A 14,052-nucleotide genomic window follows, 5' to 3' on the forward strand; every position below is an offset into this window, starting at 1 on the left:
GTAACGGTTTCCGTATATGCGGCATAAGTAAATTATGTTATGCAGACGGTTATCGACGTGTCGCGCTTGCGACAGAATATCAGACGTATCAGAGCGCGCACGCGCAACGAGTATTGCGCGGTTGTCAAGTCCGACGCATACGGTCACGGCATAGCTTCGGCGTGTTATATAGAACCGCTTGTCGATTGTTTTATGGTCGCGACCGCACAAGAGGCGGTCGAGCTGTTGTCAATCGTGAGAAAGCCTGTGCTCACGTTAGGCGGCGATATTGCGCCGTACACGCGCATGTACGAGCCTCAAATCATACCTACCGTGTACGACGGCGCGCAACTCGACGCGATTGTCGGCGCGGGATATAAGCGGTTTTCGGTGGAAATCGATTCGGGCATGAATAGATTGGGCGCGGACGAAAACAAGCTGTGCGGCATAGTCGAAAAGTGCAAAGAGCTTAACGTCAAGCCGTGGTCGGTATATTCGCACCTGTACGGCGGGATTTCGTCGGCGGGCGCGCAGGCGGCGGAATTCGAGCGGTTGACGGCAAACCCGCTGTTGCAGTCGAAACGGCATTTATACTGTTCGTGCGCGCTCGATCTCAACGGCTACAATCTTTTCGACATGACGCGCGGCGGGATTGCCATGTACGGGTATCACAGCGGCACGAGCGTTTGCATGAAAACGCGAGCGAAGATAGTCGCGCTTAATTACGTCGCAAAGGGCGAGCATGTCGGCTACGGCGATTACGTGCTTGCGCGCGACTCGCTTATAGCTACGGTGCGGTGCGGATACGCCGACGGACTGCGGCGGTGCGACAAACAACTGTATTTAAAAGTTCGCGGCGTGAAGTGCCCGATTATCGGAGTTCCGTGCATGGATTTGTGCATGATCGACGTAACGGGTTTGCCCTGTCGCGTGGGCGAATACGCTTATCTTATTGCGGATAAGGACGACGCGGAGTATTTGGCTAAATGCTACGGAACAATAGTTTACGAAGTGCTTACGGGGTTTAACGGACGTGCTCAACGAATTTACGTATAAAAGCAAAGAAAAATGGCGGAGCGAGCTTATAGCGCGCCGCCGTGAAATTACGGACAAGCCGGAGCGCGCGGCGTGCGCTACGCGGTTGATTTTGCCAATGCTCAAAGGCAACGTCATGGTTTATGCGTCTATCGGCACGGAGATAAGCACGGAACGTCTTATAACCGAGTTGCGTGAACGCCCCGACGTTACAGTGTTCGCGCCGTACACGGTAGCGGGCGAAATAATGCCGCGGCGCGTCGTCAAGTGGAGCGCGCCCGATAATTGCGGCAACCTGCCGAATGATTGTTACGCTTCGGTGCGTGACGAAAAAGCGCGGGTGCAGTCGATTAAGATCGATTACTGTGTAACTCCGCTGCTCGGTTTTAACGGCGACGGCTACCGCATAGGATACGGTAAGGGCTGTTACGATAAGTTTTTCGCGCGGTGTAAAACGGTTAAAAAGATAGGCTTTGCGTTCGATGCGCAGTCCGCCGAATTTACTCCGACAGAGAACGACGTGCCGCTCGATTGTTGCGTTACCGAAAAAAAAGTGATATACTTTCGGCATGAGAGTTATTGCGGGTAAGTACAAAGGCGCAAAGTTAATATCTCCGCGCGGCGAGGTTCGCCCGACGACCGACCTTGTCAAAGGCAGTTTGTTTTCCATGCTCGAAGCGAAAGGATTGTTGCGCGGCGCGGCGTGTTTGGATTTGTTTTGCGGAAGCGGCGCGCTCGGTATAGAGGCTTTGTCGCGCGGCGCGGAAAGTTGCGTGTTTGCGGACATGGATACGCGCAACGCGGCGGTCAATCTGGACAAGCTGAAAATCCCGTGTCGGACAATAAGAGCGGATTTTCGCAAAGCGCTTCGCATGTTGCGCGACGAACGGTTTGACTTGGTGTTTTGCGATCCGCCATACAAAAGCGGGTTTGCGGAAGAAGCGTTCGGGCTGATAGTCAAGTACGGCATGCTCGGCGCGACGGGTATAGCCGTGCTCGAACACGACAGCAAAAATGACTTGATAAACGTGCCCGAAAGTTGTATAATAGACAAAAGAGTTTTCGGCGTTTCGGCGTTTGATTTTGTGCGAGGTGACAGTGAAAGCGATATTTGCGGGAACATTTGACCCGTTCACGGCGGGACACCGCGACATAGCGCAACGCGCGGCGGGCGTGTTCGGCAATGTGACGGTCGCGGTCGCGAGCGATACGGGCAAGACGGCGCAACCGCTCGACGTGCGGTTAAAGATAGCGACGGAATCGATTGCGGATATAAGCGGCGCGACTGCGGAAGCGTTTTCGGGATTGCTGTCCGACTATCTGTCGGCAAAAGGCGATTGCGTGATAGTGCGCGGCGTGCGCAATGCCCGCGACGCGGATTACGAACGCGACCTTGTGCGCGTTTACAAATCGTTATGCGGCAAGGACGCGGTGCTGTTCATAACGTCGGCGGATTTCGAGCATGTTTCGTCCACAGTCGTAAGGCAGTTGGCGGCGCTCGGCGGGTCGCTCGACGGGTACGTTGCGTCGAGCGCGGCAAGCACGGTCGCGCTGTATTACGGCAAATAGTCAGGGTAACGGAGGCGGTATGAAAGAACAAGCGGACGCTTTGGATATTTTGGAGCAGTTGCGCGGCGAACTGGAAAACGGTCACGGCTTTTTCGCGAAAAAGCCCGATATACCTTTGTGCATAGATTTGTGCAACAAGCTCGCGCGAGTGTTGCCCGACAGCATGAGCGAAGCCGATTACGTCAAGCAAAAGCGCAAGGAAATTTTGGCTAACGCCGACGTTGTTGCTAAAAACACGATACGCGCGGCGGAAGAACAAGCCAACAAGCTCGTATCGGAATCGGAAGTTGTCAAAAGCGCGCAAACCGCATCCAAACAGATTATAGAAAACGCGTATGCGCAGTGCGACAATCTTATACTGCGCACAAAGGCGCACTTGGACAACCTTTTCAAGGAAACGGAAAACTTTTTGTGTTCCACGCTGTCCGTGGTGCGAACAAACAGAGAGGAATTGCGCGCCGCGCTCACCGACGGAAAAAAATAATAACGGAGCGATAATGATCGTAAAGATAAAACCCGTGCCTACCGCGGAGGAGCTTAAAACGCTTTTGCCGCTGTCGGACGGGCTGAAAAAACAACGATTGGACTTTGTCGAAAGTATAGAAAACATCTTATCGGGTCGCGACAAACGAAAACTGTTTATAGTCGGTCCGTGTTCGGCGGACAATGTGTCCGCGGTGTGCGAATATGCCGAACGCCTTGCGCGCGTCGCAAGGCAAATAAAATCGGTCGCGCACGTCGTAATGCGCGCATACACCGGCAAGCCGAGGACGCGCGGCGACGTATATGCGGGCATGATACATACGCCCGATCTCGAAACGGGCATTACGGACATAAGCGCGGGGCTTTTCGCGGCGCGCTCGTTGCATTTAAAGATAGCCCAAGCGTGCGGACTTTTTACCGCCGACGAAATATTTTATCCGAGCGCGACAGCTTTTACCGACGATATAACGGCATACTTGACCGTGGGCGCGCGGTCGGCGCAAGACCCGTTGCACAGATACGTTGCGAGCGGCGCGGACGTGCCCGTCGGTGTTAAAAACCCGTTGCACGGCGACGTTTACGACTTGGCGGACAGCGTGTATTCGGTGGGCATATCCAACGAATTTATGCTCGACGGATTTCAGGTGCGTACAGGCGGAAACAAGTATGCGCACGCAGTACTCCGCGGCGCAGTGGATCGGCGCGGCAACAACATAGCAAATTACGGTTACGATTGCGTTATGAAGTATTGCGAGGCGTGCGCCGCGCGCAACGTCGATAACGGGTGCGCGATAATCGACGCGGGGCATGCCAACAGCGGCAAGAACATATCGAAAGTAAGCGGCATTGTGACGGACGTGCTCGACCGCTGTCGGGCTTCCGCCGATTACAATAGCGTTGTAAAAGGCTTTATGATAGAAAGCTATATAGAGGACGGCTGTCAGCCGCCGCGCGGCGGCGTTTACGGCAAGTCCGTAACAGACCCGTGCTTGGGCTGGAAGGCTGCCGAAAAACTGTTGCTGTCCGCGGCGGACAAAATCGTAATTTAGCGCGGTATGCGAACGCGCGGGCGCGCAGATTGCGGAATTTGGTCGTAAACGGTCGTGATAGGTCGATATTGATAAAAGGCGTTTTCGCTCGCTTGTGAGTGTGCTATACTGCTTGTACATCAAGGAGGCACATTATGGCAAGAAACACGGGCGAACTGAAAAAACGGTGCTGGCTGGCGAAACAGCGGCTCAAAATGGGTTATTGGGAATCGCTCAAACGCGAAAAGCAACAGGTCGAGGAAAGCGGAACGGTTACGGGCAGTGCGCTTGCCGCAGAGTTTGCAAGGGTAAGAATGCGCCGCGACGCGGAGGTCGCCTCGGTAGTGCCGTCGGCGGCGGACGAGCGTATGTACCGCAAAGTGTGCGATATACTGGACAGCAACGAAGTCGCGTTAAATCCCATAGGTCAGCTTATCGATCGCGATCTGTACGACGGCTTGGACGCGGCGGCAAAACAAAGATACGTGCTCGAACTGTCGGATAAATTCCGCGAACTTAAAGAACGTTACTACAACGAACGAACCGGAGCTTAAGAGGAAACTTATAAACATGTACAATCCCGAAGAACTTAACGATACGCAAAAGCACGCCGTGCTCGACACGGAAGGCGCGGTTTTGGTGACTGCGGGCGCGGGTAGCGGCAAAACGCGCCTGCTCACGCACAGAATAGCGCACTTGATAAAAGATTTGAACGTGCCGCCTTACAATATTCTTGCCATTACGTTTACCAATAAAGCGGCTAACGAAATGCGCACGCGGTTGGAAGGCATGCTCGAATCGATAGACGGTATATGGATATTTACGTTCCATGCCGCGTGCGTTCGCATACTTCGGCGGTTTATCGACAGAATAGGATTCGATAAAAACTTCACCATTTACGGCGAAGCGGAAACAAAAGCAGTCGTCAAGCGCATTTGCAAAGAACGCGAGCTAAACGACGATATGGTCAAACGCATACTGTCCGAAATATCCAACGCAAAAAACAGGGATATTTCGCCCGATAATTACGAATCGGTTTATAAGTTTGCGCAGGACTCGGAAGAAATTGCAAAGGCGTATTCTATGTATCAAGCCGCGCTCAAAGCAAATAACGCGCTCGATTACGACGACTTGCTGTTGCAAACTTTGCATTTGTTAAAAAATTGCGCCGAGGCGCGCGAATTTTATCAGGACAAGTTCCGATACATACATATCGACGAGTTTCAGGATACTAACGTCGTTCAGTACGATATTGCAAAAATTCTTGCGGGCAAGCACGGAAATATCTTTGCAGTCGGCGACGAGGATCAGTGCATTTACACATGGCGCGGCGCGGACATTAAAAACATTTTCGCGTTTCAGAACGACTTTAAATGCCGACTGTACAAGCTGGAACAAAACTACCGTTCCACGTCCAATATTTTGGAAGTCGCCAATAAAATTATCAAAGGCAATATTCAGCGGCTCGACAAAAAACTGTACACCGAAAACGGCAACGGCGACAAGGTCGTATGTTTCGGCGCGGCAACGGAAGGTTTTGAAGCGGACTATGTCGTCAAAACCATTTACGAACTGATTTACGAGGGCGAATATAATTATTCGGACTGCGCCGTGCTGTTGCGGCTTAACGCGTTGACCCGACCGTTTGAAGAACGGTTTTTGCAGTACGGCATACCGCATAAGGTTTACGGCGGGTTTAAGTTTTACGACCGCAAGGAAGTTAAGGACGTTTTGGCTTACGCTCGGCTTGCGGCGAACCCCGCCGACGACGAAGCGTTGTATCGCATTATAAACTTTCCGCGCCGCGGGATAGGCGAATCGTCGATAGAAAAAATGCGCGCGTATTCGGCGGAAAAAGGAATAAGCGCGTTTGAAGTAGCGACGCACGCGCAGGATACGCCGTTCCCGTCCGCGCTCAAAACCAAGCTCGACGAGTTCGGCAAAACGCTTATCGGTTTGCGCAACGCGGCAAGCGGCGAAGTGACCGAGTTTTTTAAATATTTGCTGTTCGGCGTTTTGAACGTCGTAAACCTGTTTTCGGACAACGACGACGACAGGGCGCGTTTGGAAAACATAAACGAGCTTGTCAACTCTGTGCGCGAGTTTGACAAAAACAACGCGGGCGCGTCGGTTGCCGATTACTTGCAAACGGTGTCGTTGTACAGCGACACTGACGACATAAACGGCGACAACGCCGTAACGCTCGCCACAGTGCACAGCGCAAAGGGTTTGGAGTTTCCAGTCGTGTTCGTCGTCGGTTTGGAGGACGGTATTTTCCCGTCCATGCGCATGAACGAAAATTCTTCCAATCATATCGAGGAGGAGCGCAGACTGATGTACGTTGCGGTCACGCGCGCGCGCAAGCGGCTGTTCCTCACGTACTCGAAGGCGCGGTTTTTGTACGGCGAAACGCAGTATAAAATACCGTCGCGGTTTTTGTCGGAATGCGGTTTGGTCGAACGGCAGTATAATCCCGCCGGCGCATATACGAGCAGTCCGTCGTATCGCGGCGTATCCGGTTTTGCGCGGAGTTCGGACAACTTGCAATCGGCAAAGCCGATTAAACAGTTTGACGGCGGGGAAAAATTTGCGGGTACGTACAAAAGCGGATTTTCTAAACCCGCGGAAAAGCCTGCGGCGGCATCCGTCGGCGCAACGTCCGACAAGTCCGATTTTACGGTCGGCGCGGCGGTCATGCACAAGCGTTTGGGCAAGGGCAAAATAATAGGACTGGAAAACATGGGCGACAGCCTTTATGCAAAAATAGATTTCGAGCGCGGCGGCGTAATGCTGTTGGCGGTCGATTTTGCGCCGTTGACGGTAATCAAGGGGTGAAAATATGAGCGGTAACGATAGAATGACGGAGCTTGTAAAAAAGCTCAACGAACTTGCGTACAGATATTACGTGCTCGACGAGCCGACCGTGTCCGATAAGGAATACGACGCGCTGTACGACGAGCTTGTGCGGTTGGAAGCGCAATCGGGCGTTGTGCTTGCCGATTCGCCGACAAAGCGCGTCGGCGGCGAGCCGTTAAAGCAATTTACGCCGCACACGCATATACGCAGGCTGTACAGCCTTGATAAATGCAACAGTTTCGACGAACTGCGCGCATGGTTTGATAAGCTGAAAACCGCGCTCGGCTATGCGCCCGCTTGCACTCTGGAATACAAGCTGGACGGGCTTACTATATGTTTGACGTACCGCGACGGCGAGCTTGTAACGGGCGCGACGCGCGGCAACGGCGAAGTCGGCGAAACCGTTACCGAGCAGGTCAAAACCATTAAGTCCGTGCCGCTCGGCATTTCGTTCAAAGGCGAAGCGGAAATTCAGGGCGAGGGCATAATGCGCATTAGCGCGCTGGAAAAATATAACGCGACGGCGGCTGTGCCGCTTAAAAATCCGCGCAACGCCGTTGCGGGCGCGATACGCAATCTCGACGCAAAGGAAACGGCAAAGCGCAATCTCGACGTGTTTTTCTATAACGTCAACTATATGGACGGCGACGTAAAGCTGTCGCAAACGGAGCAGATAGAATTCCTTAAAGACAACCGCTTTAAAACGGGCATTTGCTTTGTGTCGGACGATATAGAGGCAATTATCGCAAAGATACAAGAAGTGGACAGAGCGTCGCTCGACTTTGCGATTGACGGCATGGTCATTAAGGTGAACGATCCCGCGGCGCGCGTCGCTATCGGGTATACCGACAAATTTCCAAAGTGGGCGATTGCCTACAAGTTCGAGGCGGAGGAAACCACCACGCTGTTAAAGGACGTTGCATGGCAGGTCGGACGGACGGGCAAGCTGACCCCGCTTGCATTGCTCGAACCTGTCGAGCTGTGCGGCGCGACGGTAAAACGCGCCACGCTCAATAATTACGGCGATATATGCCGCAAAGACGTTACAATAGGATCGCGCGTATTCGTGAGGCGAAGCAACGACGTTATTCCCGAAATTTTGGGCGTTGCCGAAACGGGCGACAATGCGCAAAAAATAGAAAAACCTACGACTTGCCCTTGTTGCGGTTACGAACTCACCGAGGACGGCGCAAACCTGTTCTGTCAAAACTTTTACGGCTGCCGCTCGCAGGTCGTGGCGCGCGTCGTGCATTTTTGCGCCAAGGATTGCATGGACATAGATGGCGTGAGCATAAAGACGGCGGAACAGCTTTACGATATTTTGGGCGTGCGTTCGGCGGCGAGTTTGTACGATTTGACTGCGGACGACCTAAAAAAAATTGACGGGTTTAAGGATAAAAAAATAGCCAATTTTCTTGCCGCCGTACAAAAATCCAAGAGCGCAAGCCTTGCGCAGTTGATTAACGCGCTGTGTATCGACAACGTCGGCAGAGTTATAGCGCGCACGCTTGCCGAGCACTTCGGGTCGATTGACGGGCTGATTGCGGCTACGGAAGAAGAACTTATCGCAATCCCCGACGTCGGTGGGATCGTCGCTCAATCGATAATAGATTATTTTGCACGGCACGCCGACGTAGTGGAGCGGTATAAGCAGTTGGGGATAAACCCCGTGCACAAAAAACAAACGGGCGGAAAATTCGACGGCGTTAAGTTTGTGTTGACGGGCACGCTGTCCGAATTTTCGCGCGACGAGGCGCGACGGCTTATCGAAGCGGAGGGCGGTATCGTGCAATCCGCCGTGTCCAAGCAGACCGATATAGTGGTTGCGGGCGAAAGCGCGGGATCGAAGCTGAAAAAAGCGGAAGCGCTCGGAAAAAAAATTATCGACGAAACACAGTTTAAAAACATGCTAAACACTTGAAAACCGCGGCGAATTGTGTTACAATATTACAAGCCAAGGTTCGAGGTGAGCATGAAAAGCATGACGGGCTACGGCAAGGGCGTCGCTGTCAAAGATAAGCGCACCGTGTCCGTTGAAATCAAATCTGTTAATAATAGGTTTTTGGAGGTTTCCTGTAAACTTCCCAAATCCTTGATGTATATCGACGACGTTATACAAAAAGCAATAAAGTCGTCGGTTTCGCGCGGCAGTTTCGACGTATATTTTTCTTACGAAAATTTGTCCGACTCCGCCAAAAAAGTGACGGTAGATTGCGCGCTCGCCAAGGAGTATGTAGCGGCGGCAAAAGCGTTGCGCGCCGAATTCCGCTTGGAGGACGACTATAACGTCACGGCGTTATTGCGCACACCCGAAGTGGTGTCTGTATCCGTGCCCGAAGACGATCGCGATTTGGTGTGCGAGCTTGCTCGCGTTGCTACTGCGGACGCGCTCGAAAAACTTAACGTTATGCGCAAGACCGAGGGCGACGGGGTGCGCAAGGATTTGACGACATTGATAGGCAATCTTCAAAGCTATCTCGACAAAGCCAAGGCGCGCGCGCCGCAAGTGGTTGCCGATTACAAAAAGGGGTTGTGCGCGCGAGTAAAAGAATTGATGGACGGGTACGAACCGGACGAAGCGAAGTTATTAAACGAAGTCGCGTTTTTTGCGGACAAGGCGGATATAAACGAGGAAATTTCTCGACTGTATTCGCATATCGATCAGTTTAAAGCGATTTGCGACGAGAGCGTACCGCAAGGGCGCAGGCTCGATTTTCTGTCGCAGGAAATGGTGCGCGAGGTCAACACCATGGGCAGTAAGTCCAACGACATTACGCTTACGGGTTATGTCGTCGCAATGAAAAACGAAGTAGAAAAAATCAAAGAACAAATAAGGAACGTGGAATAATGGACAAAGGATTACTTGTGGTTATTTCGGGTCCGTCGGGAGCGGGCAAGGGCACAATCTATCAACGCGTTATCGAACGCACGGGCATGAAACGATCGGTGTCCGTAACGACGCGCAAGCCGCGCGAGGGCGAAGTCGAGGGCGTTAATTACTATTTCCGCACGGAAGAAGAGTATCAACAAATGATTGCGGCGGGCGAGTTTTTGGAAACCGCGGCGGTCTATAACAATTTTTACGGCACGCCCAAAGCGCCCGTGTTTGAAAACCTCGACAACGGATACGACGTTCTGTTTGAAGTTGACGTGCACGGCGCAAAGTCGATAAAAAAGAAATATCCCGAAGCGATTGCGATATTCGTAATGACACCCGATTTTGAAACTCTGGAACAGCGTTTGCGCGGCAGAGGTACGGAAAGCGAGGACAGTCTTAAAACGCGTTTGGGCGCGGCAAAGCGCGAGCTCGGCAAGTACGAAATGTTCGATTACATAGTGTTCAACGACGACGCGGAACAAGCGATTGGCGACGTTCTCGACATAATCAACGCCGAAAAACGCAAAGTAAAAAACAACGTGTCGGTTATAAAACAACTGTTGGGGCAAAATTAAATTATCCCGAACAAAACGAAATTACATCTTAAAGAGGTATTAAAATATGTTAGTAGATCCGCCTATCGATAAACTTGTGGAAACTGTGGGTAACAAATACGCGCTCGTCGGAATTTTGGGCAAGCGCGCTCGCACGCTCATGGACAAACGTCACGATTATTTGGAGCAGGAAGGCATCAATCCCGTTTCTCTCGCCGCAAAGGAAGTGTGCGAGGGCAAGATAGAGGGCGTTGAGGAAGGCTGATAGGTTTTTGAACGCATTACGCGACAAGACGGTTATCGTCGGAGTAAGCGGCGGAATAGCGGCGTACAAAACGTGCGAGCTTGTATCGAGGCTTGTGCAAAACGGCGCCGAAGTTCACGTCGTAATGACGCGGAACGCGACTGAATTTGTCGCGCCGCTTTCGTTTGAAACTTTATCGCGCAATAGAGTAGTAATCGATACGTTCGATCGCAATTTTACTTGGGAAGTCGAACACGTCGCGCTCGCCAAAAAAGCGAACGCAGTAATAATCGCGCCCGCAACCGCCAACGTGATAGCAAAGATTGCGTGCGGCATAGCGGACGACTTTTTGACGACTACCGTACTTGCGTGCAAATGTCCCGTAATTATCGCGCCCGCGATGAATACGGCAATGATAGAAAATCCGATAACGGTTAAAAATATCGCCGAGCTGGAAAAGCGCGGCTTTATTTGCGTTTACGGCGGCGCGGGATATTTGGCTTGCGGTGACAGCGGAAACGGTAGAATGGCGGAGCCGAGCGAACTTTTTGCGGAGGTCGAAAAACTGTTTGCTGTAAAAAACGATTACAGCGGCAAGCGCGTGCTTGTCACAGCCGGCGCGACGCGTGCTGAAATCGATCCCGTGCGCTACATTACCAACCGTTCGAGCGGAAAAATGGGTTACTGTATTGCTCGCGCGGCGTATGAGCGCGGCGCGGAAATAGTCTTTGTAAAAGGCTTTACGGACGGGTTTCGTTTGCCAAACGATTGGACTGTGGAAAACGCGTCGACAACGGCGGACATGTTTGCCGCGGTCAAAAAACACGTTAAAAATATCGACACGTTTATTATGGCGGCGGCGCCGTGCGATTACGAGCTTGCGCCGTCCAAACAGAAAATCAAAACGCGGGAATTGTCGCTGTCGCTTAAAAAGGCGCAGGATATTGCGGCGTGGGTGGGCGAGCATAAGCCCGAAAAGTCGCGGCTTGTAGTGTTTGCCGCGGAAACAGAGAACGCGGAGCAAAACGCCAAGCAAAAACTTACGGATAAGCGCGCGGACATGGCTGTGCTTAACGACGTCACGCAAAAAGGCGCGGGGTTTGACATAGATACAAATATAGTTACGGTAATCACGGCAGAGTGCGCGACGCGCTTGCCGCTCATGAAAAAGAGCGATGTGGCAAACGCGTTGCTCGATATGTTATCGGGCAAATGATAGCGCGTGTTATAGTCGATATTTCGGCGAGCGACGTCGATCGCGTTTTCGATTACCGTGCAATCGAGGGCGCGGTACGCGGTTCGCGCGTGAGCGTGCCGTTCGGCGCGCGCAGTATAGAGGGCTATGTTATAGACCTTGCGGAAACGACGGACGTGCCGAGCGACAAACTCAAAAGCATAACGGCGTTGCTCGACGATCGCCCGATAGTGTCCGAGGAATTTTTGCGGCTTTGCGACTACATGACGGCGCGTTTTCATTTGCGCAAGATAGACGTGTTTCGACTGTTCTTGCCCGCAAAAATGCGCGGCGGCAGAATTAAAGCTCTCGAAAAAACGTTTGTATACGTAAATCCCGATTATAAAGAAGTCGATCCCGCGTTGTTCATAAAAAAATCGGCGCGAGCGCAGGCGGAAGTTTTTGAATACCTTGCGGACAACGACAGCGCGGAACAAAGCTATCTAAACGCCAATTTTTCCGCCGCCGCGGTGCGCAACCTTATAGCGCGCGGAGTGTTCCTCACTCGCACGGAAAACGTAATGCGCACGCCGTATCGCAACATAGTGCAAAAAGACGATCGCGTTACACTTACCGAAGCGCAGACCGCCGCCGCGCATACTATTTTGTCGAGCGACAAGCCGACGTTGCTGTTCGGCGTTACGGGTAGCGGCAAAACGGAAGTGTACCTTAACTGCATAGAAAAAACGTTGCAAGACGGCAAGACTGCGATAATGCTTGTTCCGGAAATTTCGTTGACGCCGCAGGTCATGCGCATATTCCGCGCACGGTTCGGCGACGACGTTGCGCTTTTGCACTCGGGTTTGAGCGACGGCGAACGTTTTGACGAATGGCGCAGGCTGTTGACGGGTTGCGCGCGCGTCGCGGTGGGCGCGAGGTCGGCTATATTCGCGCCGCTATCAAACGTCGGGCTTATAGTTATCGACGAGGAACACGATTCGTCTTACATATCGGAATCCAATCCGCGCTACATTACGCGCGAGGTCGCGTTTTTCAGAGCGAATTACAACGGCGCGCGCGTGGTTATGGGTTCGGCGACACCGTCGGTGGAAAGTTACTATTCGGCGCAGAACGGCAAATATACGCTCGCGCGCTTGCCCGACAGGGTGAACAAGCGAAAAATGCCCGATATAGAAATAGTCAATATGTGCAACGAGGTGGCGTTCGGCAATTCGGGCATGTTTTCCGCGCCGCTTGTCACCGCGCTTGACGAGTGTTTAAAAGCGGGCAATCAGGCAATACTGTTTCTTAACCGTCGCGGTTACAGTTCGTATGTGATGTGCCGCAAGTGCGGGTATGTGGCAAAGTGCGAGGATTGCGACGTTTCGCTTGTGTATCACAAGGAAGAGGGCGTGTTAAAGTGTCACTACTGTCAACGCCGTTACGCCATGCTTGACCTTTGTCCCAACTGCAAAAGCCCGCATATAAAACAGGGCTTTATGGGCACGGAACGCGTCGTCGAGCAGGTGAACAAAATGTTTCCTTCGGCGCGGATTATCCGCATGGACAACGACACCACGCGCACGAAAGACGCGCATTTAAAACTGCTCGGCGATTTTGCGGGCGGCAATGCCGATATACTTGTAGGCACTCAAATGGTCGCAAAGGGACACGACTTCGCAAACGTTACTTTGGTCGGGATTATCGACGCGGATATGAGCTTGCATTTTTCCGACTTCCGCGCCGTAGAACGCACGTTTCAGTTGATTACGCAGGTTGCGGGGCGCGCCGGCAGAGAGCGCAAGGCGGGCAGAGTTATTTTGCAAACGTACACGCCCAACCATTACGTATACAGATACGCGACGGCATACGACTACGAAAGTTTTTACGCAAAGGAAATTAACCTGTTGCAAGCGACGGGATTTCCGCCGTTTACGGACATAATTCGCGTGCTTGTATCGTGCGAAAACGAGCAAGCCGCATTGGACGCGACCAAACGCGCAATGGACGAAATTCGCATGATTTCGGCGCAAAATCCCGACGCGTTTATATATCTTAACGCCATGCGCGCGCCCAAAAAGCGAATACAGACCAAACACCGCATGCAAATACTAATGCGTATAAAGCCCGACGCGGACGACGTTCGCGCGGCTGTGTACAAAGCGGCGGATAATGCTGCGGCGGAATATCCGCAAGCCACATGCTTTACCGAAATCAATCCCAACGATTTGAGTTAGACATAGAGGAGAAAA

Annotated in this window: 14 protein-coding genes; all 14 read left to right on the forward strand. The window is 52.4% G+C overall.

Features of this window, described 5'->3' with window-relative positions; all coding sequences use genetic code 11:
* Positions 1-39: 39 nt before the first annotated feature.
* Positions 40-1,035, forward strand: a complete 996-nt coding sequence (locus tag NFR57_RS01395) for an alanine racemase (protein WP_251182039.1) — start codon at positions 40-42, stop codon at positions 1,033-1,035.
* Positions 1,013-1,603 carry a 5-formyltetrahydrofolate cyclo-ligase gene (locus NFR57_RS01400; RefSeq protein ID WP_251182040.1) on the forward strand — a complete coding sequence of 197 codons (591 nt, stop codon included), beginning with the start codon at positions 1,013-1,015 and terminating at the stop codon, positions 1,601-1,603. The genes NFR57_RS01395 and NFR57_RS01400 overlap by 23 nt, the downstream gene beginning before the upstream one ends.
* Positions 1,584-2,141, forward strand: coding sequence for a 16S rRNA (guanine(966)-N(2))-methyltransferase RsmD (rsmD, locus tag NFR57_RS01405; RefSeq protein WP_251182041.1), 558 nt, complete (start codon positions 1,584-1,586; stop codon positions 2,139-2,141). Before NFR57_RS01400 ends, rsmD begins: the two co-directional genes overlap by 20 nt.
* On the forward strand, positions 2,113-2,583 hold the full coding sequence (coaD, locus tag NFR57_RS01410; RefSeq protein ID WP_251182042.1) for a pantetheine-phosphate adenylyltransferase: 471 nt from the start codon (positions 2,113-2,115) through the stop codon (positions 2,581-2,583). The genes rsmD and coaD overlap by 29 nt, the downstream gene beginning before the upstream one ends.
* Before the next feature lie 19 nt (positions 2,584-2,602).
* Positions 2,603-3,067: an ATP synthase subunit B family protein gene (locus NFR57_RS01415; RefSeq protein WP_251182043.1), complete on the forward strand. Its 465-nt coding sequence runs from the start codon at positions 2,603-2,605 to the stop codon at positions 3,065-3,067.
* A 13-nt stretch (positions 3,068-3,080) separates the two neighbouring features.
* Positions 3,081-4,115 carry a 3-deoxy-7-phosphoheptulonate synthase gene (locus NFR57_RS01420; RefSeq protein WP_251182044.1) on the forward strand — a complete coding sequence of 345 codons (1,035 nt, stop codon included), beginning with the start codon at positions 3,081-3,083 and terminating at the stop codon, positions 4,113-4,115.
* Positions 4,116-4,249: 134 nt separating this feature from the next.
* Entirely contained in the window at positions 4,250-4,648 is a 399-nt protein-coding gene (locus NFR57_RS01425) for a hypothetical protein (RefSeq protein ID WP_251182045.1), read from the forward strand.
* Between the two features lie 16 nt (positions 4,649-4,664).
* Complete coding sequence (locus NFR57_RS01430; protein WP_251182046.1) at positions 4,665-6,929, forward strand: ATP-dependent helicase; 2,265 nt, start codon at positions 4,665-4,667, stop codon at positions 6,927-6,929.
* 4 nt (positions 6,930-6,933) lie between these two features.
* On the forward strand, positions 6,934-8,871 hold the full coding sequence (ligA, locus tag NFR57_RS01435; protein ID WP_251182047.1) for an NAD-dependent DNA ligase LigA: 1,938 nt from the start codon (positions 6,934-6,936) through the stop codon (positions 8,869-8,871).
* A gap of 51 nt (positions 8,872-8,922) precedes the next feature.
* The gene (locus NFR57_RS01440) at positions 8,923-9,798 is read left to right on the forward strand and encodes a YicC/YloC family endoribonuclease (RefSeq protein WP_251182048.1); all 876 of its coding nucleotides are present in this window, start codon (positions 8,923-8,925) and stop codon (positions 9,796-9,798) included.
* Positions 9,798-10,403 carry a guanylate kinase gene (gene gmk, locus NFR57_RS01445; RefSeq protein ID WP_251182049.1) on the forward strand — a complete coding sequence of 202 codons (606 nt, stop codon included), beginning with the start codon at positions 9,798-9,800 and terminating at the stop codon, positions 10,401-10,403. Before NFR57_RS01440 ends, gmk begins: the two co-directional genes overlap by 1 nt.
* 46 nt (positions 10,404-10,449) lie before the next feature.
* Complete coding sequence (rpoZ, locus tag NFR57_RS01450; RefSeq protein WP_251182050.1) at positions 10,450-10,647, forward strand: DNA-directed RNA polymerase subunit omega; 198 nt, start codon at positions 10,450-10,452, stop codon at positions 10,645-10,647.
* A gap of 7 nt (positions 10,648-10,654) precedes the next feature.
* Entirely contained in the window at positions 10,655-11,842 is a 1,188-nt protein-coding gene (gene coaBC, locus NFR57_RS01455; protein WP_251182051.1) for a bifunctional phosphopantothenoylcysteine decarboxylase/phosphopantothenate--cysteine ligase CoaBC, read from the forward strand.
* Positions 11,839-14,037 carry a replication restart helicase PriA gene (priA, locus tag NFR57_RS01460; RefSeq protein ID WP_251182052.1) on the forward strand — a complete coding sequence of 733 codons (2,199 nt, stop codon included), beginning with the start codon at positions 11,839-11,841 and terminating at the stop codon, positions 14,035-14,037. Before coaBC ends, priA begins: the two co-directional genes overlap by 4 nt.
* The last annotated feature ends 15 nt before the right edge of the window (positions 14,038-14,052 follow it).

The organism is Anaerocaecibacter muris (genome assembly GCF_943192945.1).
In the GTDB taxonomy this organism is placed as follows: Bacteria; Bacillota; Clostridia; order Christensenellales; family Pumilibacteraceae; genus Anaerocaecibacter; species Anaerocaecibacter muris.

Coding starts and splice junctions, on each gene's coding strand:
- rpoZ (WP_251182050.1), top strand. CDS start 10,450: ATGTTAGTAGATCCGCCTATCGATAAACTTGTGGAAACTGTGGGTAAC.
- priA (WP_251182052.1), top strand. CDS start 11,839: ATGATAGCGCGTGTTATAGTCGATATTTCGGCGAGCGACGTCGATCGC.
- NFR57_RS01395 (WP_251182039.1), top strand. CDS start 40: ATGCAGACGGTTATCGACGTGTCGCGCTTGCGACAGAATATCAGACGT.
- NFR57_RS01415 (WP_251182043.1), top strand. CDS start 2,603: ATGAAAGAACAAGCGGACGCTTTGGATATTTTGGAGCAGTTGCGCGGC.
- ligA (WP_251182047.1), top strand. CDS start 6,934: ATGAGCGGTAACGATAGAATGACGGAGCTTGTAAAAAAGCTCAACGAA.
- NFR57_RS01440 (WP_251182048.1), top strand. CDS start 8,923: ATGAAAAGCATGACGGGCTACGGCAAGGGCGTCGCTGTCAAAGATAAG.
- NFR57_RS01425 (WP_251182045.1), top strand. CDS start 4,250: ATGGCAAGAAACACGGGCGAACTGAAAAAACGGTGCTGGCTGGCGAAA.
- gmk (WP_251182049.1), top strand. CDS start 9,798: ATGGACAAAGGATTACTTGTGGTTATTTCGGGTCCGTCGGGAGCGGGC.
- NFR57_RS01420 (WP_251182044.1), top strand. CDS start 3,081: ATGATCGTAAAGATAAAACCCGTGCCTACCGCGGAGGAGCTTAAAACG.
- rsmD (WP_251182041.1), top strand. CDS start 1,584: ATGAGAGTTATTGCGGGTAAGTACAAAGGCGCAAAGTTAATATCTCCG.
- NFR57_RS01430 (WP_251182046.1), top strand. CDS start 4,665: ATGTACAATCCCGAAGAACTTAACGATACGCAAAAGCACGCCGTGCTC.